Source organism: Polyangium mundeleinium, assembly GCF_028369105.1.
GTDB classification, from domain to species: Bacteria; Myxococcota_A; Polyangia; order Polyangiales; family Polyangiaceae; genus Polyangium; species Polyangium mundeleinium.
In genome coordinates this window covers 7,233,330-7,257,709 of the sequence record NZ_JAQNDO010000001.1, presented here as the reverse complement: position 1 = coordinate 7,257,709, position 24,380 = coordinate 7,233,330, and the positions used below count along the sequence as shown (strand labels likewise).

18 protein-coding genes are annotated in these 24,380 nt (G+C 67.2%); 7 read left to right on the top strand and 11 right to left on the bottom strand.

The features are described from left to right. Positions 1 to 3: 3 nt before the first annotated feature. The 6 genes from POL67_RS28750 (at position 4) to POL67_RS28725 (ending at position 4,603) form a co-directional block, all read left to right on the top strand. Positions 4 to 945 (top strand): hypothetical protein, encoded by a 942-nt coding sequence (locus tag POL67_RS28750; protein ID WP_271922765.1) that lies wholly within the window; start codon positions 4 to 6, stop codon positions 943 to 945. Continuing rightward, positions 942 to 2,627, top strand: a complete 1,686-nt coding sequence (locus tag POL67_RS28745; protein ID WP_271922763.1) for a glycosyltransferase family 39 protein — start codon at positions 942 to 944, stop codon at positions 2,625 to 2,627. Before POL67_RS28750 ends, POL67_RS28745 begins: the two co-directional genes overlap by 4 nt. A gap of 467 nt (positions 2,628 to 3,094) precedes the next feature. Then, entirely contained in the window at positions 3,095 to 3,427 is a 333-nt protein-coding gene (locus tag POL67_RS28740) for a transcriptional regulator (RefSeq protein ID WP_271922761.1), read from the top strand. Continuing rightward, the gene (locus POL67_RS28735) at positions 3,424 to 3,747 is read left to right on the top strand and encodes a hypothetical protein (protein ID WP_271922758.1); all 324 of its coding nucleotides are present in this window, start codon (positions 3,424 to 3,426) and stop codon (positions 3,745 to 3,747) included. The genes POL67_RS28740 and POL67_RS28735 overlap by 4 nt, the downstream gene beginning before the upstream one ends. After that, a complete protein-coding gene (locus tag POL67_RS28730; RefSeq protein WP_271922755.1) occupies positions 3,744 to 4,013 on the top strand; it encodes a hypothetical protein in 270 nt (89 codons plus the stop codon). The genes POL67_RS28735 and POL67_RS28730 overlap by 4 nt, the downstream gene beginning before the upstream one ends. Then, positions 4,010 to 4,603, top strand: coding sequence for a sigma-70 family RNA polymerase sigma factor (locus tag POL67_RS28725; RefSeq protein ID WP_271922753.1), 594 nt, complete (start codon positions 4,010 to 4,012; stop codon positions 4,601 to 4,603). The genes POL67_RS28730 and POL67_RS28725 overlap by 4 nt, the downstream gene beginning before the upstream one ends. Here the strand turns inward: POL67_RS28725 and POL67_RS28720 are convergent. The 6 genes from POL67_RS28720 to POL67_RS28695 all read right to left on the bottom strand — a co-directional run bounded on the left by POL67_RS28720 (position 4,600) and on the right by POL67_RS28695 (position 13,890). Then, positions 4,600 to 5,577, bottom strand: coding sequence for a hypothetical protein (locus POL67_RS28720; RefSeq protein ID WP_271922751.1), 978 nt, complete (start codon positions 5,575 to 5,577; stop codon positions 4,600 to 4,602). The genes POL67_RS28725 and POL67_RS28720 overlap by 4 nt on opposite strands. After that, the gene (locus tag POL67_RS28715; protein ID WP_308789554.1) at positions 5,546 to 6,733 is read right to left on the bottom strand and encodes an IS1 family transposase; all 1,188 of its coding nucleotides are present in this window, start codon (positions 6,731 to 6,733) and stop codon (positions 5,546 to 5,548) included. The genes POL67_RS28720 and POL67_RS28715 overlap by 32 nt, the downstream gene beginning before the upstream one ends. Before the next feature lie 810 nt (positions 6,734 to 7,543). Further along, positions 7,544 to 8,110, bottom strand: coding sequence for a hypothetical protein (locus POL67_RS28710; RefSeq protein WP_271922749.1), 567 nt, complete (start codon positions 8,108 to 8,110; stop codon positions 7,544 to 7,546). Positions 8,111 to 8,124: 14 nt separating this feature from the next. Continuing rightward, complete coding sequence (locus POL67_RS28705; RefSeq protein ID WP_271922747.1) at positions 8,125 to 9,786, bottom strand: carboxypeptidase-like regulatory domain-containing protein; 1,662 nt, start codon at positions 9,784 to 9,786, stop codon at positions 8,125 to 8,127. A 73-nt stretch (positions 9,787 to 9,859) separates the two neighbouring features. Continuing rightward, positions 9,860 to 12,718 carry a hypothetical protein gene (locus POL67_RS28700; RefSeq protein ID WP_271922745.1) on the bottom strand — a complete coding sequence of 953 codons (2,859 nt, stop codon included), beginning with the start codon at positions 12,716 to 12,718 and terminating at the stop codon, positions 9,860 to 9,862. 95 nt (positions 12,719 to 12,813) lie between these two features. Beyond that, positions 12,814 to 13,890, bottom strand: a complete 1,077-nt coding sequence (locus POL67_RS28695) for an AraC family transcriptional regulator (protein ID WP_271922743.1) — start codon at positions 13,888 to 13,890, stop codon at positions 12,814 to 12,816. 351 nt (positions 13,891 to 14,241) lie between these two features. On the opposite strand from POL67_RS28695, the gene POL67_RS28690 reads away from it, so the two are divergent. Beyond that, positions 14,242 to 16,092, top strand: coding sequence for a right-handed parallel beta-helix repeat-containing protein (locus POL67_RS28690; protein WP_271922741.1), 1,851 nt, complete (start codon positions 14,242 to 14,244; stop codon positions 16,090 to 16,092). Positions 16,093 to 16,180: 88 nt separating this feature from the next. Here POL67_RS28690 and POL67_RS54550 read toward each other — a convergent pair whose 3' ends face one another. From POL67_RS54550 to POL67_RS28665, 5 genes are all read right to left on the bottom strand, one after another. Next, entirely contained in the window at positions 16,181 to 17,665 is a 1,485-nt protein-coding gene (locus POL67_RS54550) for a HAMP domain-containing methyl-accepting chemotaxis protein (protein WP_506333374.1), read from the bottom strand. 378 nt (positions 17,666 to 18,043) lie between these two features. Further along, positions 18,044 to 19,168: a M57 family metalloprotease gene (locus POL67_RS28680; protein ID WP_271922737.1), complete on the bottom strand. Its 1,125-nt coding sequence runs from the start codon at positions 19,166 to 19,168 to the stop codon at positions 18,044 to 18,046. Positions 19,169 to 19,549: 381 nt separating this feature from the next. Further along, a complete protein-coding gene (locus tag POL67_RS28675) occupies positions 19,550 to 19,963 on the bottom strand; it encodes a hypothetical protein (RefSeq protein ID WP_271922735.1) in 414 nt (137 codons plus the stop codon). Positions 19,964 to 21,613: 1,650 nt separating this feature from the next. After that, positions 21,614 to 21,994 (bottom strand): hypothetical protein, encoded by a 381-nt coding sequence (locus POL67_RS28670; protein ID WP_271922733.1) that lies wholly within the window; start codon positions 21,992 to 21,994, stop codon positions 21,614 to 21,616. 785 nt (positions 21,995 to 22,779) lie between these two features. Next, positions 22,780 to 24,057 (bottom strand): hypothetical protein, encoded by a 1,278-nt coding sequence (locus tag POL67_RS28665; RefSeq protein ID WP_271922730.1) that lies wholly within the window; start codon positions 24,055 to 24,057, stop codon positions 22,780 to 22,782. Between the last annotated feature and the right edge of the window lie 323 nt (positions 24,058 to 24,380).

Genomic DNA, 24,380 nt, shown 5'->3' with positions numbered 1-24,380 from the left:
CGCTTGGGGCTCCGGGTCGCCTCCGGCGCCCTACGCCCCAAACCCCTGCTCGGGGCCTTCGTGGCCCTCGGGATCGCCGAGCTTGCCGGGTTTTTCGTCTCCTCGCGGCGGGGGCCCGACTTCGCGGACTGGGCGGCCCTCGTGGGGCCCATGGCCGAGGAGCGAAAGCAAGGCGAGCTCGTGGTGGTCGCGCCGTCCTGGGCCGAGCCGCTCGCGCGGCAGGCGCTCGGCGACGAAGTCTTTCCGCTCCGCGACGTGGCGCGGCCGGACGTGTCGCGGTATCGCGCGGCGCTGGAGATCTCGGCCCTCGGGGAGAGCGCGCCCGAGCTCTTGGGCTTTCGTGAGACCGGCCGGCGTGAGGTCGGGCCTTTCGTGATCCGGCGCCTCGAAAACCCGAGCCCCGCCGAGGTGGTCTTCGATTTCGTCGACGCCCTCGGCCCCACGCAGGCGGACGTCCGCGTGACGAGCCCCGAGGCCGCCTGCATGTGGAACCCGAACGCGCGTGTCCTCGCCGGCGGCCTCGGCGGCCACCCCACGTTCCCCGCGGCGCGCTTCGAATGCCCCGGCGGCACGTTTTTCAGCATCGGCCCGACCGTCATCGCGGACCAGGATTTCCGCCCGCGCCGCTGCCTCTTCTCGCACCCGCCGGCGCGGGGCGAGGTCGTCACGCGATTCTCGGGCGTCCCGCTCGGGACCGTGATCCGCGGGCATGGCGGGATGTACTGGATCATCGAGCGCGAGCGGAAGGGGGCGCCGGTCGCGCTCGCCGTGCGCGTCGACGGCGAGGAGATCGGCCGCTGGGAGCACCGGGACGGCGAGGGGTGGGCGGCGTTCGAGATGCCGCTCGGCGCCCACGCGGGCAAGAAGAGCGCGACCGTGGAGTTTTTCGTGTCGAGCAAGAACCACGCGCACCGGCACTTTTGCTTCGAGGCGGACACGCGATGAGCGGGGTCAAGCTCACCTGGAAAGACGATCTTATCGCTGCGCTGCTCGCGGGCGTCGTGATGGCCTTGCTCGTCGCGACCGTGGGCGACCTCGGGTATGCGCGGGACGAGGGGTTTTACTTTCACGCGGCCGACAGCTACCGCCGCTGGTTCGAGCTCCTCTTCGCGAACCCGCGGGCGGCGTTCGAGCCGAAGGCGATCGACAACGCGTGGCGGGTGAACAGCGAGCACCCGGGGCTCATCAAATCGCTGTTCGCGCTCTCGAACCTCTTCCTGCAGAAGAAGCTGCACCTCTTCGCGATGGAGGGGACGAGTTATCGATTCCCGGGCATCTTCCTCGCGGGTGCGGGCGTCGGGCTCGTCTATCGCTGGGGCGCCGAGGCGCGCGGGCGGATCGCGGGGCTCTTCGCGGCGATCGCGCTCTTCTGCATGCCGCGTTTCTTCTACAACGCGCACCTCGCCTGCTTCGACGTCCCCGTCGTGACCATGTTCCTGCTCGCCACGTATTGCTTCTGGAAGGCGATGCGGGAGGGCGGATCCCGCTGGCCGATCGCGGCGGGGCTCGCGTTCGGCCTCGCGCTCGATACCAAGCACAATGCGTGGTTCTTGCCGATCCTCGCCGTCACGTTCGTCGCGCTTTGCCTCGTGCGGGACCGGTTGACGGGCGGGGACATGAAGCAGACGGCGCGCCGGGCCCTCGCTGCACTCGGCGCGATGGCCGTGCTCGGCCCGCTCGTGATGTACGCGCTCTGGCCGTGGATCTGGCGGGATACGTTCGCGCGGCTCGGCGCGTATGCGTCGTTCCACCTGAACCACGAGTATTACAACATGGAATTCCTCGGGCGGACGTACTGGACGCCGCCCATGCCGCGGCTTTATGCGCCGGTGATGACGGCGGCGACGGTGCCGGCGGTGACGCTCGCGCTCTCCGCCCTCGGGCTCTGCGTGCGGGCGCGGGCGCGGATCCAGGCGCTCCTCCGGGCGCGGGCCGGGAAGGTTGCGCGGCGTGAGGGCGGTGAGACGGATCTGCTCTGGCTCATGGCGATCGGCATTTCCTACGGCGCGTGGGTCCTGCCGAAGACGCCCATCTTCGGCGGCACGAAGCACTGGATGCAGGCGTATCCGTTCCTCGCGCTCTTCGCCGGGGCAGGGGTGTCCTGGCTCGTCTCCGTGCTCCGCGTGGAGCTGCGCCGGCTGAAAGCGACGAACCTCCGGCGTTTCGCGCGCGGCCCTGCGGCGGCGATGGGGCTTTTTGCGGTGCTGCTCGCGGCGCCGATCGCGGAGACGGCGGCGTCCCATCCGTGGGGGCTCTCGAACTACACGCCGCTCGTGGGCGGGGCGAAGGGCGCGGCGACGCTCGGGCTCAATCGGACGTTTTGGGGCTACACGACGGGCGCGGTGGTGGAGTACCTCAACCACGAGGTGCCGAAGGGCGGGACCGTCTACGTGCACGATACGGCCTGGCCCTCGTGGGAGATGCTGCAAAAGGACGGCCGGCTGCGGAAGGACATCCGCGGGGTCGGCGCGGTTCACGAGGCGGACTTTGCGCTCTACCACCACGAACCGCACATGCTGGGGCAGGAGTACCAGGCGTGGGTGGCTTATGGGACGGTGCAGCCGGCCCACGTGGCGGGGCTGCATGGGACGCCGGTCATCTGGATTTATCGGCGGAAGGGGCGGTAGCGGAGCCCCGCTTCCGCTTCCGCTTCCGCTGCCGCTTCCGCTTCCGCTTCCGCTTCCGCTTCCGCTGCCGCTGCCGCTACGGGTTCCGGCACCCCTGACTCGGCGTAACCTGCTAGCTTCACGTACCGCTGACGACGGATCGGCCCTCCCCGGTTCACGCCACCCAAGGGGAGGTCGACATCGCCAGCCGCGAGGAAGTGTTACCCGAGTTCCCGGTCTGAAGTGCCACCCAAGATTCCGGTTGCACACGTGTGGGCATGAGGAGAAGGCGCGCCCGCGCGCCTTGGAGACGCGCCCGCGGGTGCCGATCAAGATAGGCCGTAGCTGATCAAGATTGGCGATCGGCTGTAGCGGGCCGCGATTTCGGCGCGTAGGTTCGGCGGGCCTGAAAAGGCGCCGCCCCGTGGGACCTGTGAACCCCACGAGGCGACTTGGCCGCAACCCCGTTCAAGCCGGAGTCGCAACCCATGCTTCGTCTAGTACACCCCGCCCCGCGGGGCCAAGGGACTCGTCCGCCCAAGGGCCGGAAGAGCCCGTCCCTCCTCCCCACGTCCGAAGAACGCAAGCGGATCCGCGCCACGATCCGCAACGTCGCCCGCGCCTACGGCGGGCTCGACGTTCTCGCCGCGGTCGTGGGCGTCCACCGGACCACGCTCATCCGCGCCGCGGAGTCGACGTCCTACGCCGTCGCCGTGCTCCTCGCTCGCGCCGCGGGCATCCCCGTCGAGCAAGTCCTCGCTGGTCGCCCGCATGTCGTTGGGGCGTGCGCGCTCTGCGGGCGGAAGGGAGGCGCGTCGTGATGGCCTCCGACCACCGCGATCGGCCCCTCCGTGGGTCCGACTTGATCGAGATCCAGCGGGCGAACCTCCGCGCCTTGCTGCGCCACCTCCACCGCGAGTTGGGCTCGTGGATCCTTGTGGCGCACAAGGTCGGCTTCCGTCGCTCCGTCGTGCTCGCGTTCTGCGACGGGACGGAGCCGGGCAACATGGCGCTCGCGCGGAGCATCGCCCGCGCCGTGGGGCTCTCGCTCGACGATGCCCTCGCGGGCAAGGCACCGCCCCGCAAGGCGCCCGCGCTCTCGCTCGTGACGCCCCCGAAGCGGAAGGGAGGGGCCTCGTGAGCGACCACGACCAGGATCAAGACAAGGCCCCGGAGAGCTTGCCTGCGGTGCTCTCCGCGGAGCAGGCCGAACGCGTACGGAAAGCCCTCGCGCCCGTCGTCGCCGCGCGGACCTTGTGGAAGGTCGCCGATACGATCGGCTACGCGCCGATGTATGTGCAGGCGTTCCTTCGCGGGCAAATCGCCTGCACGCTGCACTTCGCCACGCACGTGGCGCACGCGCTCGACGTCGAGGTGGAAGCCCTCGTGCGAGGCGACGCGCCGTGATCCGGTACCGCGCCTCCCCCGGTGGGGGCGCGCCGATTGTTGAGGCGGACGCGGGGGACATCGAGGCCATGCGCCCGATGCTCCTCCGCCATGCCCGCGCGATCGGCGTGGAACGGCGGCACGTGCCCGATCTCGTGCAGGACACGGTGATCACAACGTGGGAAGCCCTGAACGATGGGCGTGTCCGTGGCGCGGAGGGCACGCCGCCCGATGCGGCCCTCCGCGGGTTCGCCAGGCAGACGGCGTTCTACCACGCGCAGAACCTCTCGCGCCGGGCCTTCTGGCGCGAGATCCCCATGTCCTCGCTCCGGTCGGCTCCCGTCCTCGCGACGCCGGATCCGATGCCGGCGATCGAGGCGCGGGATCTGCTCGCGCGAGCCATGGCGTCGAGCCCGATCGTCGCCCATGTCGTAGACCTCGGCGCCCGCGGGCTGATCGGCGCGGACGCGGCGCGAGCTGCTGGCCTGCCTCGGGCGACGTTCTACGTCCACGAGAAGAAGGCTCGCGCCGTCCTCCGGAAGCTTGGGGCGGCTCCCGCCCCGAAGCAGGCTCCACGCCCCACGTGGAAGAACCGTAAGCGGAAGCGTTAGGTCTTCGGCCCCGACTTCAGCTCCTTCTTCACCTTGGTCGCGAGCTTGTCGATCTTGGTGGGTGACACGGGCAGCCTTTCCGGAGGCGTGTTGCCTGCACGGAGGATCACGCCCCGAACGCTTTCCCCAACGCGACGATGGGTTTCCGTCGCAATATCCTCACTCCTCGTGGTCTGTCGTCGAAGGGCGGCCGCCGTCTGCGTGATGCGGAAGAGGTTCGCCGCCAGCTCCTCGCTTCCAGCGTGATCGAGAAGCTGCGCCGAAGGCGGCAGGCCCTTCATGGACTTGACCTTCTGCTGATTCCGCCCCCCGTAGAGGGCGTAAAGGCCCACGCCGTTAAACTTCGCGAAGTCCTGGACGCCCTTGTCGGCGGCGACGCCCTGAAGCTTGTTGTTCTCGTTCGTGACGTCGAACCGCGTGCGCAGCCGCTTCTCGTCTTCCAACCGCTGCTTATCAGCCTGAAGCGCGAAGTAGGACTGGGCAACCGCCACCTTCTCCTTCGACGGATCCGCGTTGATCGTCACAAGGAGGGCGGCGTACTTCGTCAGGAAGATCTCGCCCGGCGCGTCGAAGATGTCCCCGGCGACGAAATGTTCCTTGATCGACAGCCCAGCGGTCTGCGCGCTGATTTTGGCCCGATTGACGGCCGGGTCGATCTTCTCGCTCGCGGTGTACCCGAGGCATTCTTTGAGGCGCGAGAGCGGCCACACGGGTTCGTCGCCGTTCGGCTTTGCCGCCTCTTTCAGTGGCTGGAACTCCTCATCCCTCTCGACCATCATCGCCACCACCTCCGCGAGCTTGTCCGAGTTCGCCAACGAGCCACCTCCGTCAGGGAAGGTGACGACCCTACATGGTTCGGCCGATGGGGGAAAGTGTTGGTGCTCGCCGGCCTCACCATCCGCCTCGGCAAAATCCTGAACATTCGCACCGACAAACGGCGAGTCACGGGTCGAACAACCCGAGTTGCTCACCATCCCGTGCCCTATATCGCCACGAGAACAGGTCTAGTTGCGTCCCCGGTGGCGGAAGCGCGTCGCTCGACGCCTCCCCCGTCCCGGCCCTCGCCGGGGGCGTGGCGGGCGGCGTAGGCCCGCGCGGGACCTCGCCGGGCTTGCCCTTCCCGCCGGGCAGGGCGCGGAGCCAGCCCTTGCCGTTCGGCAACTCCCGCGCCGCGCCCTGCTTCTCCCCAGGGGCCGGGGCGGGTGGCGCGAGCTTCTTCGGCTCCGGAGGCGCACACGACTCCGCGGCAAGGGCACGCTCGACAAGCTCCTGCACGGACCAGACGTGATCCGTGATGCCCGCCTCCATGGCCGGCGTGACGCGCAAGGACTCGTGGACGCGGCAGAAGTTGTACCAGGCGACGTGCAGGCTCACGGCGGCGCGGTGGTTCTCGATCTTCTTCGAGAAGCCGTTGCAAAGGCGCGTGAAGCGCCGGACGTGCATCCGGACCGTGAGGTTCGCGCGCTCGACATGAGACGTGCTCGCGCGATCGAGGTTCGGCGCGCCGTGCGCCGCCTTCTTCGTGATGAACGGGTCGCGCGGGGGCTCGTAGCGGTGGTCGTGCTTCTGGCCGTCCGCGCGGCGCTTCTTCGTGTAGTCCTTGTGGATCACGGCGTGGTCGACCGCGCCACCGAAGCTCTGCCCGACCGCGACGGGGTAGCTCTGCCAGCCGTCCGTGGAGATCTCCGGGATCGTCACGAGCCGGGCGCGGAGGTCCGCGACGAACGCGCGCGTGTTCGCCTCGTCCCGCTTCCCCACGCGGTAGGACACGATGAGCTTCTTCGTGCGCGCCATGGCGAGATAGGCGTACGCGTCGCCGAACTCGGCGGGATCCACCGCGGTCACGCGGGCCTGCTTCTTCGCGACGTAGGACCAGATCTCGTCCAGCTCGATCTCGCGGATGTCCAGATCCCTCACGAGCAGGTTGTGGAGGTGGTCGCATCCCGTCCCGACGCGGACGAGCGTGGAGAGGACCGTCGGAAGCGAAACGTCCGTGAGCCGCGACGTCGCGCGCACGCTGGCACCCTCCACGAGGTGCCGAACGACGTTCACGCGCTTGTCCAGCGGCAGGACGTTGGCCACGACGAAAGCCCCAGCAAGGGCCACCACGGGCGCCGCGTCGCGCCCCATGCGCGTCGTCGGCTCGACCGTTTCAGCGGCTCACTCGATGGGACGAATCTACCACGATTCGTCGGGTTTTCGTGGTTATTCAGCAATGGCCTAGGACATGAATTGTCCGAGGTAGGACCCTTCAACGGAGGCCGCGATCGGACTGAGCGTGAGGTGAATGGCGTCAACGTTGCGAGACAGGCGATGCAGTCCAGGGCACGGCATGTGTGCAAAATCGCACACTGTCCTCTGGCTCGGTGGACGGCGTTGTGAATATTGCTAAGCCAGCGACTACCTGGATCTCAACTGCCTCCAGGCATCGAGGTAAATCATGACCGTTCGATCATTGCATTCACCGCTCCTCTCGCTTCGCGGCCTCGTCGGGCTGCACCTCCTCGCCATCTGTGCTCGGGGCGCGAAAGCTCCACCTGACGTGAGGGCGATTCTCTTCGCTGAGAGCGAGAGGGCGCGAAAGGCGAAAGCGTCGATCGCAAATCGAGACCCTAGGCGCGTCGCGTTAGATATTGAACGCGTCAAGTCGCCGCCTCGTTTGGATGAGGTGAGGTCTCCGCGCCACCTGATCGAGACGATGCGCCAAGGTAGGCGCGGGTAGGACATCAGAGAGCCCGATCGGGGGGATCGGGCGATGTTCCCCGGACGAACCGGCTGATCAAGTTTGAACAGGACCCGCCCGCGCGCCTTGGAGACGCGTGCGCGCGACCTGGCGATGGCCCGTTCCACCGCGGACGCGGGCTCAGGGAGCTCAAGGGCGAGTTGATGCGAAGGCGTCCCCTCCCTGTGCGGGAACAGGGAGAGTGGCTGGGGCAGGAATTATTGCGACTTCATCACCTTGACCGGCCGACCGTCTTTATCGACCTTGCTCTCCCCGGCCAGCGCGCCTTTGGGCTGGCTGCCCACGTTGATCGTGAATGACTGCACCTTGGCCTGCTCTCGGCCGTGGAAGGTGCCGCTGACGCGGATCGCGAGGTTGCTCTCGGTCGCCCCCGCGTCGTAGAGAACGGACACCTTGACGGATTGCCCGTTTCTCACGGACGGCTCCGAGACCGGGCTCGCTCCTCCCTTGAGCTTCAGCCCGTCCACCCCCCAGACCTCGATGGTGATGTTCGAGCCGTCTGCGCCGAAGACGACATCCAGATCGGCCGCGCCAGGCTTGAGCGTCGCGGTCACGTTCACGGGGGCGGAGGGCTTCGCGGTGGGCTCGGACGGGCCAGCCTTCTCGGCCGCGGCCGTGCTTGATTCCGCGGCGCGGGGCTCGCCCGAGGCCGCCTCGAAAGAGCCGCCCGCGCTCACGGGAGGCGCCGGAGGCCGCGCTCCGTCGGTCCCGCACGCCGCTGCCGCGAGAAGAACGACCATCCCCACGATGCTGATGTATTTCATTGTCGATTCCTTTTTCAGTGCGAGATGGTGATGTCGGCCCCGTACGATACGGGCATGGTGTTGAACCCACGCACGGTGAGCACGTAGATCGTCCCTGCCTCCGAATCAAAGGTGACGCTCTCTTCCCCGCTCGCGTTCCCGTCGGACGCGACGAGGACGCCGGCCTTGAACACCGAAAGGTCGACGTCGCTCGGGCTGGTCGAGGTGACGGTGATGGCCATCCCGTCGCCTTCCAGTCGGAAGTAGACGTTCTGGGAGAGTCGATTGGATTCTGCGTCGCCGGTCAGGTCCACGGTATAGCTATTGCCGACGACGCCCTCCTTGTAGACCGGCAGGCTCCCGGGGAAGCCGCCGGAATGTGTCTCGTTTGTCCCCCACTCGTCCTCGATGGGGTCGATGCCGAAATCGGCGCTTACGTTGTAGAACGACGTGACCGCGTCGATGGCCGGCGCGGATTGCGGGTTGTTCTCCTTGAGCGAGGCCACGTACGAGAAGATCGTCGTGAACGAGGGCTTGTCCTTTTGGGTCCGGAGCGCCTCGTAGATGCCGCTGATGCCCACGCTGACCTGGTCGAAGGGCTCGTTCGGCCCGTCATAGAGATCATACACGAACCCCTCGACCGTCGTCTCCGAGAACCAACCCGGGTTATACTCGACGTTGTCGTTGTTCATTTCGACGTCATTCGAGAATCCGCTCGCCTGCTGGGGCCCGGAGCTGTCGGTGTAGGTGGTGTCCGGGTCGAGGACGATCGCGCTCAAGGCGGTGCAGAACCCTTCGCTGAAGGCGACCCGCGGGTCCTCGATATCGCTGCTGCTGTGGGTGCCTCCGATGGTATCCGCACGGCCGAGCGTCTTGTTGAACCAGTGGCCCCACTCGTGGACGATGATGTGCGAATCGAACTCGTCGGTGTCCACGTCCGCCTTGCCGAGGATGTAGAGCTCCTCGCCGTCAAAATGGGAGGTGCCGACCTGGCCCAGGGCTTTGTCCCCGTCCTCGGGGCGATTGTCGATGCTCCAGTTGAATTTGAGCGGGGGGAACGCGGGAGGAGGCGACACCTCGTCGAGGAAGCGCCTCGCCGAGGTGTAGGCCGTATCGAGCACGGCGAACGGGGCGGCGGCGCGGATCTTGGTGTACGCGGTCCCGTCCCAGCCCGTGGCGGCGAGGACGTCGAGCTTCGCGTCCGCGGCGCTTTCGGCCGTGTTACTCTCCATCACGTAGACCTCGTCGCCTGACGTATTGTCCTCGACCGTCAAAGAGGGGACTTCCGTCTGGGCGTAGACCCAAAGCTTCACTTTGGCGGCGCCCATGTAATCGAAGCTGTAGGCGCCCTCGTCATCGGAGGTCGTCTTCGCGATCTCGGCGTCGGTGTCGGCGTCGAGGAGGCGGACCGAGGCCCCGCGGATCGGGCGCTTCTCGATCTTGCCATAATCGAGCTTTTCGAGGTCGACGTCGAACGGCACGTACTCATACGACAGCGAACCCGAGAGGCGGAACCCGGCGTCCTGACCGCCGGCGCCGCCGCTTCCCGAGGAAGAGCTGCTGCTGGTACTGCTGCTGGTGCTGCTGCTGGTGCTGCTGCTGCCATTGTCGTCGCAGCCGGCGACGAGGCCGAGGGCGAGCGCCGACAGGAGGAAAGGGAGGGTCCTGCGGAGAACGAGAGAGCGAGCGGAGATCATGAAGCATCCTTCTACCGGACTGTCTGGACGCGCCGGCAATACGTCAACGATGGGTAAGCGCCCTGGAGGGTATTCACCACCACCTGAGACAACAGATCTGGATCGTCGTGCGCGGGGCGGCGGGTCTGCTCCGGCGGCGGCGCCGCGTGAAGACCATTCCGAGCAACCCGAGCGCAGCCCACGTGGCCGCTCCCTCGCGTTCGGTCGTGCCGGCCGCGACGCAGCCGCACCCGCCGCCCACGATGAGGGACCCGTCCGCGCTGTTGCCGCCGGTGCCACCACCGCCGGCCCCACCGCCGCCGCCCGTGCCACCGCCGCCGGCCCCACCGCCGCCGCCGGTGCCACCGCCGCCGGTGCCACCGCCGCCGCCGGTGCCACCGCCGCCGGTGCCACCGCCGCCGCTTCCTCCCGCTCCCGTGTCCATGCATGCGCCCGCGAGGCACGTGCCGCCGGTGCAGGCCGTGCCGTCGGGCTTGTTCGGGTTCGTCGGGCAGCTCGGCGAGGCACCATCGCAGCTCGCGGCGAGATCACATTCGCCCGTGGCTGGCTGGCACTCGGTCCCCGGGGCCGCCATGGCGTCGTCGGGGCAGGCGTCGCCCACGCCGTCGCAAGCCTCCGCCACGTCGCACGCGCCCGCCGAGGCGCGGCATTCGGCCCCTTGCGCAGCCTTCGCGTCCGCGGGGCAGTCGTTCGCCACGCCGTCGCATACCTCCGCGGCGTCGCATGCGCCTGCCGATGCGCGGCATTCGGTCCCTTGTGCCGCCGGCATGTCACCGGGACAAGCGGCGCTCATGCCGTCGCATACCTCGGCCGCATCGCAGTCACCCGCCTGGGCTCGGCACACCGTATCGGCCGCGAGGAGACCGCAAGTCCCGTTCACCGCGGCTCCGGCCGCCATGCTGCACGCTTGACAATCGGCGACGCCGTCGCCGCAAGCGCTGTCGCAGCAGACGCCGTCCACGCAGAACCCGCTGCCGCACTCGGATGCAAGCGAGCACGGTTCGCCGTTGCTCAGCAGGAGTGCGAACACATAGGCCCAGCCGGGGATGAACTCCACAGTATCGCCATCCGCCCCGATGAGCGCCGTGTCTCCGGACAGCGCGACCGAAATGCCGAACCGGTCGAAGTCGAAGCCGCCGTCGCTTGCCAAGAGCTTCGTATCCTGGGTCCAGGCGCCGCCATTACGCACGAACACGTACGCCGCGCCGGAGAGCAGTAGGCCCGGGGCGTTGTAGCCGGGGGCCCCGACGAGCGCTGTGTCTCCCGACAGCGCGACCGAACTGCCAAAAAAGTCACCCGGGTCGCCGTCATTCGCCGCGAGCTTCGCCTGCTGGGACCATGAGGAGCCATCGCGCACGAACACGTACGCTGCGCCTGACTGCAGCCCGTTATGAAAAGCTCGGCTTGCCCCGACGAGCGCCGTGTCTCCGGACAGCGCGACCGAGCTCCCGAAGTAGGCGCTTGCTGCACCGTCGCTCGCCAGGAGCTTCGTATTCTGGATCCACAAGGAGCCATTGCGCAGGAACACGTAGGTCGAGCCAGCATTCAAACCGGAGTCGCCATCCCGGTCCGCCCCGATGAGCGCCGTGATTCCGGACAGCGCGACCGAAGCGCCGAAGTTGTCGCCTGCCTCCCCGTCGCTCGCCAGGATCTTCGTATGGGTCGCGGTGGCGAGATCGAACGCGTAGGCCGAACCCGAGTCGATCCCTTGGTCGTCATCGTATTGCGCCCCGACGAGCGCCGTGTCCCCCTCCAGCGCGACGGAGCTGCCGAAATTATCCCCCACCGCGAGGTCGCCCGGCGCGAGCTTCATCACCTCGGTCCATACGCCGCCGCTGCGCTCGAACAGGTACGCCGCACCCCGGTGACTTGCGTGCCGGGGCGCACCGATGAGCACCGCGTCCCCGGACAGCGAGACCGAATGGCCGAAACCGTCGCCAAACGCGCCGTCGCTTGCCACGAGCTTCGCCTGCTGGGTCCAGGCGCCGCCGCTGCGCACGAACACGTACGCCGAGCCGGAGTCGCCCCCCTTGTCATCGTCATAGTACGCGCTCACGATCGCCGTGTCCCCCGACAGCGCAACGGAGTAGCCAAAGCGGTCGCCCTCGATCCCGTCGCTCGCCAGGAGCTTCGCTCGCTGGATGGCGACGAGCGGATCGATCTCCACGGGATACGCTGCCCCCGCGTCATCCACGTGAACGGCGATCTGCCCTGCCGACACCGAGAGCCACGCAGGCAGCTCCTTCCCTTTGGCATCCTTGACGAACAGATCCGCATACGTGAGCGCGACCCGGCCCTCGGCATCGACGAGCCGAACCACCTCTCCGCGCCCGTCGCCGTCCGCGTCCTCGAGCTCCGCGCGAAGCTCGCCGCCGACCTCGAGCGTCACCACCTTCGTCCCCGCGCACCCGGGCGCCTCGTCGACGACGAACCCTTGCTCGAGCCCCAGCGGCCCGTTCAGGTACCACGCCGAGAGTCCTTCGTGCCGGTACGAAACCCGGTTCCCCTCCGCCACGGGCTCCGCGTCCGACACCGGCGCCACCGCCCCCTCGCAGCCGAGCCCCGCGGTCCGCACCGAGACCGACCACGGCTCGACCTCCGACGTGAGGACCGCCCCGGCGTGGTCCATCGTCGTTACGAACCGCGCGGCCTCGTTTGCGGCAACGATGCTCCCCGGACGAACCGTCCTCGCGGCATACGCCGCAGGCGCCTTCGCCTGCACCGCGGCGATGTACGCCGCGCGCAGGTCCCTCGGCATCGCGGCGCTCGACGACGGCGGCGAAGCTTGCGTCGGGGAAGGCTCGGCCGGCGCAGGCTGGCCTTCGGGGAGGGCGGCGGGGCCGCAAGACGCGGCAAGCAAGAGCAACACGGCGGCGGCGGAGGCGCGGCGGAGCCACGACCTCCGTCCCGGCAAGGAGGACGCGTGTGTCATGGACGGCAATCTACACCCAGGCGTCATTTCCGCGATAGCCGTCCCGGAGCCAGGGCGAGATCGTTGCGTTTGTTGACCAGCCTTGCGTTTTTTGATCAGCGCGCGACGGAGGCGCGGCCGCGCGCGAGCGTCTCGGAGGGGCTCTCGCGGAAGTGCTTCCTGTACTCGACGCTGAACCGCCCCGCGCTGCGGAAGCCCATCGCGGCGGCGACGCCCGCCGCGGTCGTCCCGGGCTGCGGGGCGAGGAGCATCTGGCGCGCCTGCTCGAGCCGCCGAATCTTCAGGAACTCCATCGGCGTCATGCCTCGCGACGCGCGGAACGCCGCCTGGAGCGAGCGGGCCGGCGCGCCCGTCGCGGCGACGATGTCCGAGAGCCGGATCGCCTCGCCGGCGTGCGCCGCGATGTACTCCTCGGCCCGGCGCACGACCGCGGGGGCGACGCGCGGGGGCGGGAGCTCGAGCAGGCGCAGGCCGTCGTGGCGAGGAATGGTCACGAGCGCGGTGAGGAGCACGTCGAAGAGGTGCGGCCGGACGAACGGCGAGACCGCGGGGCGCTCGATCTCCTCCCGGAGCAGCCGCACGATCCCGTGGAGCGTCGCGCCGCCGCCCGTGGTGAGATCCAGATCGGGGTCGAACGGGATCGCGCCGCGGCTCGCGTGGCCCGTGAGCATGGCGAAGTGCGCCTCGAGGGCGGCTTGCTCGATGGTGAGGGTCCGGCCCTTCGAACCCACGGGCAGCCTGATGTTCCCCGGCCGCCCGGGAACGAGGAGCAGGGCCCGCGTTCCAGGCGTGATCGAGAGGCGCCGGCTCCGGATCTCCACCTCCGCGTCGCCGCTGCTGCCTTCCCCTCCGAACACCAGCGCGTACCGATCGCCGAGGGCGGCCGCCTCGACGCGGCCGCCGAGGTCCCAGTTCCCCGCCACGAACGACACGGGCCCGGCCGTGGTGGCCCCGAAATCACACCGGAAGGCGGTCCCTGACAGGGGCCGGAGCGTCGCGCCCGGGTAGAGGCGGGCGTAGGTGGGGAGCAACTCGTCGGGGTCGGTGGTGCTGAGGTGGGTCTTCACGACCAAGAGGGGCGCCGCTCCTCGATGGGCCTCAAGCGGGTGCTTCAACGCGGAGGGGATCGGCTGGCGGTGCACGAGCGCCGTGCCCGACTTGGAGGGAATCATGCTCGACCATGATCGCTCGTACCGGCCGTCGAAGGCAACGCGATGGTGCGGCCGCCTGGACATCGCGGAGCGAGCGCCTGGCCAAGGCCACAAGCAGATTCCGCTTCCGCTTCCGCTTCCGCTGCCGCTTCCGCTTCCGCTTCCGCTACGACCTTCTCATGGTTGGCGTAGACCGCGACGTTACTCGAAAATTCCGTGAATCCGTCGCGGGGCACCACGCTTGCTCGACGATACGGTTTATAAAATCCATTTACGCAATCCTGCCGACGCCTCGTGCCAGGTCCCATCGTGCGACGTCTTGGCGTACGCTCGTGTCCGCGGCGGGAGACGAGTGAAAAGATGAGGATTCGAATGCGTATACACCTTTTGTGGAGCATCGGTTTGGCACTGCTCATCGGGGTCGGGTGCGACGGCGCTCCGAACCCTGATGCAACGAGCGGAGGTGGAGACGGAGGTTCCGGAAACGGCGGCGGAGGAAACGGCAGCGGAGGAAACGGCAGCGGAGGAAACGGAGGAACATCGGACGATCACGAGGCGCCAACCGCGATCTTCGCTTCGGCCCCGCCGGCGTACTGGTATGTCGACGCGGTGCCGCTCTCGGCCGGCGTCGCCGGCGACGACGTCACCCACTACCGTTACGCCATCGACGACGGCGCCTTCAGCGACGAGCAGCCGGTGGCGGCGCCGATCTCGATCCCATCCGTCGCGGCCGGCAAGCGCACGCTGAAGATCATCGGGCGCGACGCTGCCGGCAACTGGCAGGTCACGCCGACCCAGGCGAGCTTCCACATGGCCACGACGGGCCCGGAGCCGACGGCGTGCAAGCTCGTGGCCGACGGCGGCACGTGCGACTTCATCCTCACGACCTCGAGCGGCTTCTACGCGACCCCCAAGCACTTTTACGACGCGAACGGCGACGGCACCCCCGACTACGAGAAGCTCCTCGACATCAAGCCAGGCTCGAAGGTCTGCCTCCAGGCCGGCGCCTACGACACGCTGAACATCCGCGGCTTCGAGGGCAGCCCGGAGGCGCCCGTCACCCTCGTGAATTGCGGCGGTCGGGTCGACTTCGCGCACAGCCACGCCAATGCGGCCCTGGGCGTGCTCGAGTCACGCTACGTGCGCATCGTGGGCGTCGGAGCCGCGGCGGAGCCGTATGGGATCACCATTGCCACCTCGGGCAACCAGGGCGCGAACGGCCTCGAGATCACCGACGGGTCGTCCGACATCGAGGTCGCCTTCGTCGAGGTCAAGAGCGCCGCGTACGCGGGAATCGCGGCCCGCACCAACGTGAGCTGCAAGTGGCACCGCGCGTCCTTCGTGCAAGAGAACACCTTCCTCCACCATAACAACGTGCACGATACCGGAGGCGAAGGGTTCTACATCGGCGGCTCGCATTGGGGCGCTCTGGAGCTGGTCGAGAACGGCAATGCCCAGTGCGGCGTCAACGCCGGCAATGGCACCATCGTGTGCGAGAACGACTGCAAGTTCGAGCCCGAGCTGCACGGGGTTCGGGTGTACGCGAACCGGGTGGAGAGCACCGGCGCCGACGGCATCCAGGTCGGCAGCGCGTGGTCGGACAACGACGGCACGGTCGATTACGACACCGAGGTCTACGACAACGTCGTGATTGCCGGGGCCACCGGCGACAGCCCCTACAACTCGGGCGCCCTCGACATCAACCCCGGGACGTCGGGCCGGGTGTACCGCAACTTCGTCCGCGGCACCGACGCTTATGCTGGCCTGTTCATCGCGGGCCCGGGCAACATCGACGTCTCCAACAACGTCATCATCACCGCGACGGACGTGGGCCTGGTGATCCAGGACAATGACGCGGGCGCGAAGAACGGGCCGTTCCGCATTCTCAACAACACGATCGTCAACGACGGCCCGCACGGCATCTACATGTACCACTCGCACAGCCAGGGGAACCTCTGCCACAACAACCTGCTCCTGCGCGCGTCCGAGGCCATCCACCTGCTCAACGCCAGCGTCGATTGGAAGGCGTCGAGCAACGTCACCACGGGCAGCCTCGAGAGCCACTTCGTGAACGCGGGCAAGGATGACTATCACCTCCTCTCGACGTCGAGCGCGGTCGACGCCGGGACCGACGTGTCCAGCCTGGGCCTCACCACCGACTTCGACAGGCTGCCCCGCAAGGTCGGCCCGTACGACGTCGGAGCCTTCGAATACAGGCCGTAAGCGCATCGACCCAAGCGCCGGGACCCCCGCTTCCGCCTCCGCTTCCGCTGCCGCTCCCGCTTCCGCTTCCGCCGCGCCTACCGCCCGTTCAAGGCTGCGCTGCCGGCCGAGCAGGCGCATCTTGCGTTGCGCCGGTCAATTCAGCGAGGCGGCGCGCGACTTCGCGCAGCTCTGCGCAGGTCTGCGACATCTCCTGTGAGCTCTTTTCGGTATCCTTTGCGGCCCGCGCGAGCTCCGTCATGGAGGCATTGACCTGCGCCACGGCTGTTGTCTGGTGCTTCGTGCTTGTCTCGATTTCGCGCGTCGCTGTCGTCGTGGCGCGGACCTGCCCGTGGATGCGCTCGAACGACGCGAGGACATTGCCGAATTCGTGGACGATTGCGGCGACGGCCCTTGTGCCATCGTCGGTTGCTTTCGTCGTATGGGCGGCCGCGTCGCGAACAGCGTCCGTCAATTCTCGAATGCCGCGAACCGAGCTGCTCACGCGGCTTGCCAGCCCGCGGATCTCTTGGGCGACCGTACCGAAGCGCAGCCCCACCTCGCCTGCGTTGACGGCCTCGATGGCGGCGTTGATCGAGAGGATATTGGTTTGTTCGCTCAGCTCGTTGATGATATCGACGATCCCGCCGATTTGCTCCGAGCTCTGGCCGAGATTGCCCATGCGCTTGACGATTTCGTCGACCCTCGCGCGCATGATCTCGAGGTCCTCCTGGGCGCGCTTGACCACCTCGTCGCCGCTGCGTGCACTCGCGCCGGTCTCCGTCGCGATAGCGGCGACGCCCCGCGTCGATTCGGCGATTTGCTTGGACGCCGTGAGCAGCGTTTGGAGTGTGGTGCTGACCTCGGTGGCTGCGGAGGAAAGCTCGCTCGCGCCCTTCAAAAGCGTCGCGGCGGTCGCCTCCAGATCGATCGACGAGCGTTGCAGGCTGCGCAGCAAAGCGGCGATTTCCCGCGTGAGTGCGCGGCTCAGGAGGAAGCCCGTGCCGAGCGCGATGAGGACAAGGGCGAGCATGCCCCAAATCGCCGTGGTTGCGGCTGTACGGGCGCGCGCTTCCCGCTCCTGGGCCAGCGCTTGCTGGGCCTCGATGAGCTTTGAGAGCGTGAGGACCGCTTGCGCCGCCGGTGGGTTCGTCTCTCGTGCACGGTAGGCCTTGGCCTCATCGATCTTGCCCGCGTCGACGAGCTCGAAATAGTGCGGTCGCGCGCGGACATAAGCGGAGAATGCACGATCCCATGCGTCGAGGAGGTTTCGTTCCTCGTCGGAGAGCTCGAGCGCTGCGTAGGCCGCGAGGTGCTCCTCGGTCTGCCTGATCCGCTTGGCGCTCGCCGCGGCGATCTCTTCGCGCGTGGCGATGTCCCCGAGCACGTAATTGGGGAGCGCGAAGCGCAGCTCCCACAAGCTACGCTCGGCGCCGGAGAGATGGACGGATGCCTGTAGATTCTGGGAGGCGAGCGCCGAAAGCTCATTGGATACACTGCGGACGTACCGAGATCCGACGCCGCCGACGATTGCGGTGAGGAGAAGGAGGATACCGAGCAGGCGGCCGATCCTACCTCTGAGGAAGCCTTGCATCATGGTCACCCAAGGTACCAGTACCGCAAGGACACCCTGAGATCCAGGGGTGTATCGAAACGATCCCGTCCGCCCCCCGCCTCCGCCGCTTCCGCTTCCGATTCTGCCGCGGGGTTATTTCCACGACGCGGAAAGCACGAACCATCCCCCCCCGAAGCTCCACAAGCTTGGGGCGGAGGCCTGCCGCCCGGCTGGGGCTGCACACGGTCCATCTGGCGCACGACCTGCCGCCCTTCCTCAAAAGCGGCACACTGCCTCATCGTCGCTTGCCGCTGCCGCTCCCGCTCCCGGCAGCGCTGCACGACCCGCCTGGTGCGAGGCACGGCGGGGCTCTCGCCCCGCTCGGCAAGGCGGTGCCACTGCGACGGACCTACACGTTCAGGGGCAAGACGCTTGCTCCATCCAGTAGCCGACGGGGCCTTGATCCTCGATGGTGCCACTCGGCCCCATGTAGTAGATGTGCTTGTCGATGGAGTTTCCGCTGGACCACGCGGCGCCCAGATGGCTCTGGGTCCCCGGATAGGGGCGATAGGTGTACGGGGCCGAGAAGAGCAGGACACCCGGAGCGGGCGGAGAAAAGAGGGTTGGATACTGGATTTCCGCCCAATCGAATACGCAAGAGATCTGCGCGTCCGTGGGCGCCGGCTTGCTCCCGTACAGCGCCGCCGCCCCGCTCTTGTCTCGATCGGTGAGGACGAGGTCTCCGCTGTTCTGGCCGTTGCACTGAGGATAATGCATGACCGAAGTGGGGTCGTACGTCGTGAGCGCGCGCCAGGCATTGTCCTCCAAGCACTTGCCCGCCTCCGGCCGGGTGTGCTCGTGGCGGAAGCCGAGGGTGTGTCCGAGCTCGTGGCGGAGGATGCCGGCGAGGGTATACGGGCTGGTGTTTCCGAATGAACTCGCGTCGATGAGGATGTTGCGGTTCGCTCGGGTGGTGCTCGGAAAGAAGGCGCGGGCGAGGTAGAGCTGGCCGCTGGTGGGGCGCACGTCGAACACCACGTTGGTATTCGACGCGCTGCAGGCGCCGTCCTGATCGCTGCGGTGGATGAGGCGCACGTTGGCGACGGCCTGCCATGCCCAGGCTGCCTGGCGCATGGCCTGCGTCACAGTGTTGTAATTGCTGCCGAATGTCGTGCTCACACAGTAGGTGAGGCTGCTCTTCTGGGCGTCGCTCCACCGGTCGTCGGATGCGCCGACGCGGTTCACGACAAGCGCTCCAGCTTGCACGTGCTGCTCGTAGAACACCTGGAGACGCGCGCGATCCTCGATCGGCGTATCGCCGTCTACGATGTAGATGCCCGTGTCGGGCTCGCGGTAGACCGTGGCTTCGAACTCCTCGAAGGAGACGAAGGTGTCGTCCACCTGTTCCTCGGGCGAAGAGGCGACGCCGCAGCCCGTCGCCAGGACGGCGACGCTCGCTGCGAGGACGGTCGCGGCCGCGAGCACCGCAGGGGGGGTCGTGCGCGAGGAGACGCTGACAGCCTTGGTATCGTTCGAATGCATGATGATCGTTATCTCCAAAGGATTGTGCTCACCCCGCCGCCGCGGGGAGAGAGCGTGGGTTCGCAGCGCGAGCACAGGCCCTCCTGCTTCGCGACCCGACGTCACGAGCAAGGCGGAGCTCCGTGGGCTCGTCCTTCGTGAGCATTTCTCATGCCGACACGCGCATTCCTTCCCTCAGCGTCAGCATGGCGGCGTGAATCGTACGGAAGTGCAGCCGAGAGACGCGAAGAACGGTCCGGCGAAGAAGGGGCTCATGCCGGTTCCTGACGCAGACGCCCGACGGCTGGGCCGTTCGCTGACGCGTCAACAACGCGTCAGCGAACCGTTTGGGAGAAAGGTGGTTCAGGGCTTGTGCAGGCCGCTGCGCCCGAGGCCTTTCTCTCAGACCGCCGCGCCCACCACCTCTGATTCGGATCTGACATCGACCTCGTGCCACAGCGCCACCTGCCCGGCCTCGTCGAAGCGCAGCAGCAGCATGGCGTCGAAGAGGTCGGTGGCGCCATGGACGCGCCGCACCGTGGCGCGCATGGCCAGCACCACGCCGGCATCGTCGGCCCCGGTCTCGTGGATCCGGTAATCGATGCTGGCGATCGTGGCCTTGAAGCCTTCGAGAAAGCGCTGGTCATTGCCATGGTCGGCCGCATAGGAGCGCCCGTTGGCGAACACCGTGAACCGCGGCGCAAAGCGCTCGGCGATCAGCGCCGGGGTCAGCGCCACGTCATGGCGCAGGTTGCGGCGGTTCCAGTCCAGGAGCTGCTGGGCGAGCTGGAGATTGCGTTGGGCATTGGCAGTCATTGAATGGCCTTTCTTGGTGTTGCTGCAGGCAACCCCGGCCGGCCCGGGCTCCGTCCGAGCGCGTGCTGACGCCGGCTTCGGCTCGCCATTTCGGCCAGCATGGCACAGGCCGAGACCAGCAGCGGCCAGGCCAGCTCCTGCTGCCGCTTCCGCTGCCGCTGCCGCGCACGCAGACTTCACGTTGCGCCCCTTCCAAGCGGACCTCCGCGCACGCAGACTTCACGTTGCGCCCCTTCCAAGCGGACCTCCGCGCGCGCCGACCTCGCGTTGCGCCCCTTCCAAGCGGACCTCCGCGCGCGCCGACCTCGCGTTGCGCCCCTTCCAAGCGGACCTCCGCGCGCGCCGACCTCGCGTTGCGCCCCTTCCAAGCGGACCTCCGCGCGTGCCGACCTCGCGTTGCGCCCCTTCCAAGCCGCTCCCGGTGCACGCCGCCCCGTCTCCGCGCCCCTTCCAAGCCGACCTCCGCGCGCGCGGACCCTCTTCGCGCCCCTTCCAAGCCGACCTCCGCGCGCGCGGAATCGGAAGCGGCAGCGGCAGCGGAAGCGGAAGCGGAAGCGGCAAGCGAAATCTGTTTGTGTACCGTTTCTGATGCTAGGGCGAGGACTAACGGCGCGATCTTAAACAAGATTTGCATGGTCCCTCCGGTCACGGGCGGAAGCCTTGCGGGGCGCTCGGCGCAGCCCTCGGGGTGCTCTCGACGCTCGGCGCGCGCTCGGCGCGGTCGTGCTCGACGGGCGCAGCCCTCGGGGCGCTCGGCGCGGTCGTGCTCGACGGCGCAGCCCTCGGGGCGCTCTCGACGCTCGGGGCGATTGCGAGGCACACGGCGCAGCCCTCGGGGCGCTCGGCGCGGTCGTGCTCGACGGGCGCAGCCCTCGGGGCGCTCGGCGCGGTCGTGCTCGACGGGCGCAGCCCTCGGGGCGCTCGGCGCGGTCGTGCTCGACGGGCGCAGCCTCGGGGTGCTCGGCGCGGTCGTGCTCGGCGGGCGCAGCCCTCGGGGCGCTCTCGACGCTCGGCGCGATTGCGAGGCGCACGGCGCAACCCTCGGGGCGCTCTCGACGCTCGGCGCGCTCGCGCTCATGGGAAGCCTATTCGGTGCCCTTGCAGGACTCGAACGAATAGGGCTGTTGCGTATTGCAGAGAACGTCCTGATCGCCACAGCACGCGCTGCATGCGGGGCTTGCCTTCCGATCATAGCAATCGCGGTCACACTTGTCCCCTGGCACGATGCACTCCTCTCGGAGCGTGGGTACACCGCCATCCCAAGGACCGAGGTTCCTCTCGCGGCGACGACAGCTTGCGGAGGTCAACGCGAGAACCGTTATGATTACCAGGCGAGCCGTGTGCATTGTGGGGTTCATGCGCACCAATGGCCTCTCACTATTCGCCCGACTTGTCGGGGCAACCTTGGAAATTGTAGTTTCCACCGACCTTGCACGACAAGTAACTGGTCCTGCAACAAGTCGTGCAGCCCAAGCCCATATCCGCCTCATAGCACTTATTCACGCAAGCCTCGCGCTTGAGGTTACATAAATCGTCGGCAGAGTCACCCTGGTTAGGGTCGGCGCCCGTGCAGCCCCCAAGGGCAACGGACATGGTAAGCGCGCCGGTGGTCATCACGGCGTATATGCTTCTCATCGTCGTAACTCCTTATTACTCGTTCTGAGGTGGGGGAGGTGTCTGGCAGCAGAACACGCGCGGGTCCGTGCCTTTCACTTCGCCGATCAATTCGCCGCCGCTTGGCTCGCACGTCCCAGGTTCATTGCTAATCCAATCCGCCTCCATCGCGCCGAGCGTGAGGGGTGATGCAGAGAAATCGATGCAGATAGCGGCCGCTGGCACGTTTTCAAACAACGACGGCGGCACGCTTCCGCAGGCTGGATCCTGAAACGCGGAAAGCTTCGCGTTGCACTTCGCACCAACAGGTTCGCCGCACGTGCAAGGCGAACACTCGACCTGACCTTCGGTTCCACGGTAGAACACGAATCGATCGGGGAACACGCTGGGGCATTGCGGCAGATTGTTCTCGTTCACGGGTAGTGTGTACTGCACACAATGACGAAAGCCCGGAGGCGGGGGCTCGTCGCTAGGCAAGCAAGTTTCGCTAGAGTTCTCGCATTCGCCATCGACCGTGCCCTGACACGCCTTTGCGAACGTGCCCCAATAAATTCCGTTTGCGAATGAAACAGGTTGCGGCGCGAAGGACGGCGCCCCTGGCATCGGGTCCCCAATGGGCTCGCATGGCGAGACGAAAGGCTCTGTCAGCATGATTGACGCGAAGGAGCCGGCGGGAAGCACAGCCGGGGAAGCGCAAGTGCCATCCCACTGCATGGGAGCCTGGTAGCTCGTCACGTTGCCACCTTGGCAGAAGCTAGCGGAATCCACGTTGATTGCATTTGGCAGACTGCATGCCGCAGGCCCACACGCGCAGGGCTGGCATTGAAAGTCTACGGATAGATCGCCATAGCCAGTGTAGAAATCACCGTCGGCTCGCTCGGGGCAATCGGGCGCCTCATCCTCGGCCCCCATCCATACCAGGACCGCCTTTTCGCGAAAGTCGGAGGTTCCCATGGGTATGCATTGGCCCCCGCGCGATTCACACGAAAGCGGCTCGATGCCACTGCCGCCGTCGGGGGAGCAATAGGCCGCATCAGGGCTTGCGTCGGGCAAGCAATATACGGTCGCATGCCATGGTTCAGTCGTGCAGCCGTTCGCGCCGAGCGTTGCGCCGATGCCTAATCCAGTTGCGACGATTGCCATCAAAATGTCGGCTCTGAGTTTCCATGCAATCATGACTGTCGCCTTTGATGGGATGACTTCTAGCGTCCGAATACGAGCGATGCGGAGAGCGAGAAAAGAAACCGTTGCGTCTGCCACACGGTAACCATGGCCCCAGTGTCGGATGCAACGTCGATCACCATATCGCGTGTCAATGCAGTTGCGTCAGCGAAAATACGTGCAGAAAGAGCGGTGTTGATGGCGTACGTCGCTCCCATGCCCAGACCGAACGCCGGGATCGCTTGGCGAACCGTATCGGCACGATAATCCAGATTGGGATCGACTCGACGCTCAAAAAGGGTTGCTCCAGCGAGAGCGCAGCCGTCCAGCCATCGCCATTGCACACACGGTCCGGCGAACGCCGATGCGGAGAATACATCGACCGGAAGATTCTCTACGCCACCAAGGGACCACGCACCCCTCGCCATTCCTAATACAGAGTATCCGCTCCGCCGATATTGGGCCATAGCGGAGACTCCTAGCGATGGAGATGGCGCGGCACCAAGAACCATTACAGGACCGATGCCGAACGCAAGGCGACTGCCAGAAGGTTGGGCCGGCTCCTGCACGCTCGGCGCAGCCCTCGCAGGAGCAGGAGGAGCCGACTCCCGAACGATGACCGTTTTTGTCGTTTCTTTAGAAGTTGGAGGCGGGGGCGGGGGCGGGGGCAATGGGACGAAGTCGAATCGCACAAACACGTCTTCCGAACCCAGACATTCGACAGTCTTTTCTATGTCAGCATGGCCGCCCAATGTGGCGTGCCATTTGTGAATGCCTTGGTTTACGAATGTCCAGAAGAAGCTGCCCCGCGTCGCTCGCCGGTTGTCGCCCTTGTAGATCAGGGCATCGATATTGTTCGCTGTCACGTCTACCCTGCACACCCGGCGCCTTAGCCGCTTGTAGGTGTCCCAGAATAGGGCGCGCTCGGCGTCATTGACGCCCGCGGCATTGCTCACGGCCCTGTAGAGTTCATGGGCGGCGCGAAAATCGAGTTCCGGCGCATTCGCCATTGCGATGCACATGCCCAGGCGGCCCGACACGAGAGGATCCTCGCGAATTCTGAGTGCATCAGCATAGGCGATTACCGCGTCCGCTACTCGAAAGGACAGCCTCGCCCGGTCGCCCTCTGCCACAAGTGCCTTGAAACGAGCCTCATCCTGGGGGCTCGGTTTCTTTTGCACGGTCATGTCGTGAATATCGGCAGTGTCATGCATTTCAATGGGCGTCGTGCCCGGTGCGCCCGGTTTGGTGGGCGCTTGCGGCTCCGCGGGCGTAGGTGTCGGCGGGTCCGCCGCTGCGACGGGCGCGGCGATCGACAAGAGAGCGACGAGAGCGAATGCGGACGGGCGAGCCACGGCGGGCGACGGTACACGAACGGACAAACGGCGGGAAGGGTGGATCTTCGCATCGGACGAACCCAAGCGCCGCGAGGGCTGCGCCCGTCGAGCACGACCGCGCCGAGCACCCCGAGGGCCGCGCCGCGCGTCGAGAGCGCCCCGAGGGCTGCGCCGTCGAGCACGCGCCGCGCCGAGCGCGCGCCAAGCGGCGCGAGGGCTGCGCCGAGCGTCGAGCGGCGGGAGTTCGTGCCAGGTTCGATTTCGTGCCATGGCACGAACTGTCGCGAGGGCTGCGCCGAACGCCA

What these genes read in the sequence shown, in the direction of transcription:
- POL67_RS28745 (WP_271922763.1), top strand. Translation starts at nt 942, where the DNA reads ATGAGCGGGGTCAAGCTCACCTGGAAAGACGATCTTATCGCTGCGCTG.
- POL67_RS28740 (WP_271922761.1), top strand. Translation starts at nt 3,095, where the DNA reads ATGCTTCGTCTAGTACACCCCGCCCCGCGGGGCCAAGGGACTCGTCCG.
- POL67_RS28720 (WP_271922751.1), bottom strand. Translation starts at nt 5,577, where the DNA reads ATGGTGAGCAACTCGGGTTGTTCGACCCGTGACTCGCCGTTTGTCGGT.
- POL67_RS28715 (WP_308789554.1), bottom strand. Translation starts at nt 6,733, where the DNA reads ATGGGGCGCGACGCGGCGCCCGTGGTGGCCCTTGCTGGGGCTTTCGTC.
- POL67_RS28710 (WP_271922749.1), bottom strand. Translation starts at nt 8,110, where the DNA reads ATGAAATACATCAGCATCGTGGGGATGGTCGTTCTTCTCGCGGCAGCG.
- POL67_RS28705 (WP_271922747.1), bottom strand. Translation starts at nt 9,786, where the DNA reads ATGATCTCCGCTCGCTCTCTCGTTCTCCGCAGGACCCTCCCTTTCCTC.
- POL67_RS28700 (WP_271922745.1), bottom strand. Translation starts at nt 12,718, where the DNA reads ATGACACACGCGTCCTCCTTGCCGGGACGGAGGTCGTGGCTCCGCCGC.
- POL67_RS28695 (WP_271922743.1), bottom strand. Translation starts at nt 13,890, where the DNA reads ATGATTCCCTCCAAGTCGGGCACGGCGCTCGTGCACCGCCAGCCGATC.
- POL67_RS28690 (WP_271922741.1), top strand. Translation starts at nt 14,242, where the DNA reads ATGCGTATACACCTTTTGTGGAGCATCGGTTTGGCACTGCTCATCGGG.
- POL67_RS54550 (WP_506333374.1), bottom strand. Translation starts at nt 17,665, where the DNA reads ATGCAAGGCTTCCTCAGAGGTAGGATCGGCCGCCTGCTCGGTATCCTC.
- POL67_RS28680 (WP_271922737.1), bottom strand. Translation starts at nt 19,168, where the DNA reads ATGCATTCGAACGATACCAAGGCTGTCAGCGTCTCCTCGCGCACGACC.
- POL67_RS28675 (WP_271922735.1), bottom strand. Translation starts at nt 19,963, where the DNA reads ATGACTGCCAATGCCCAACGCAATCTCCAGCTCGCCCAGCAGCTCCTG.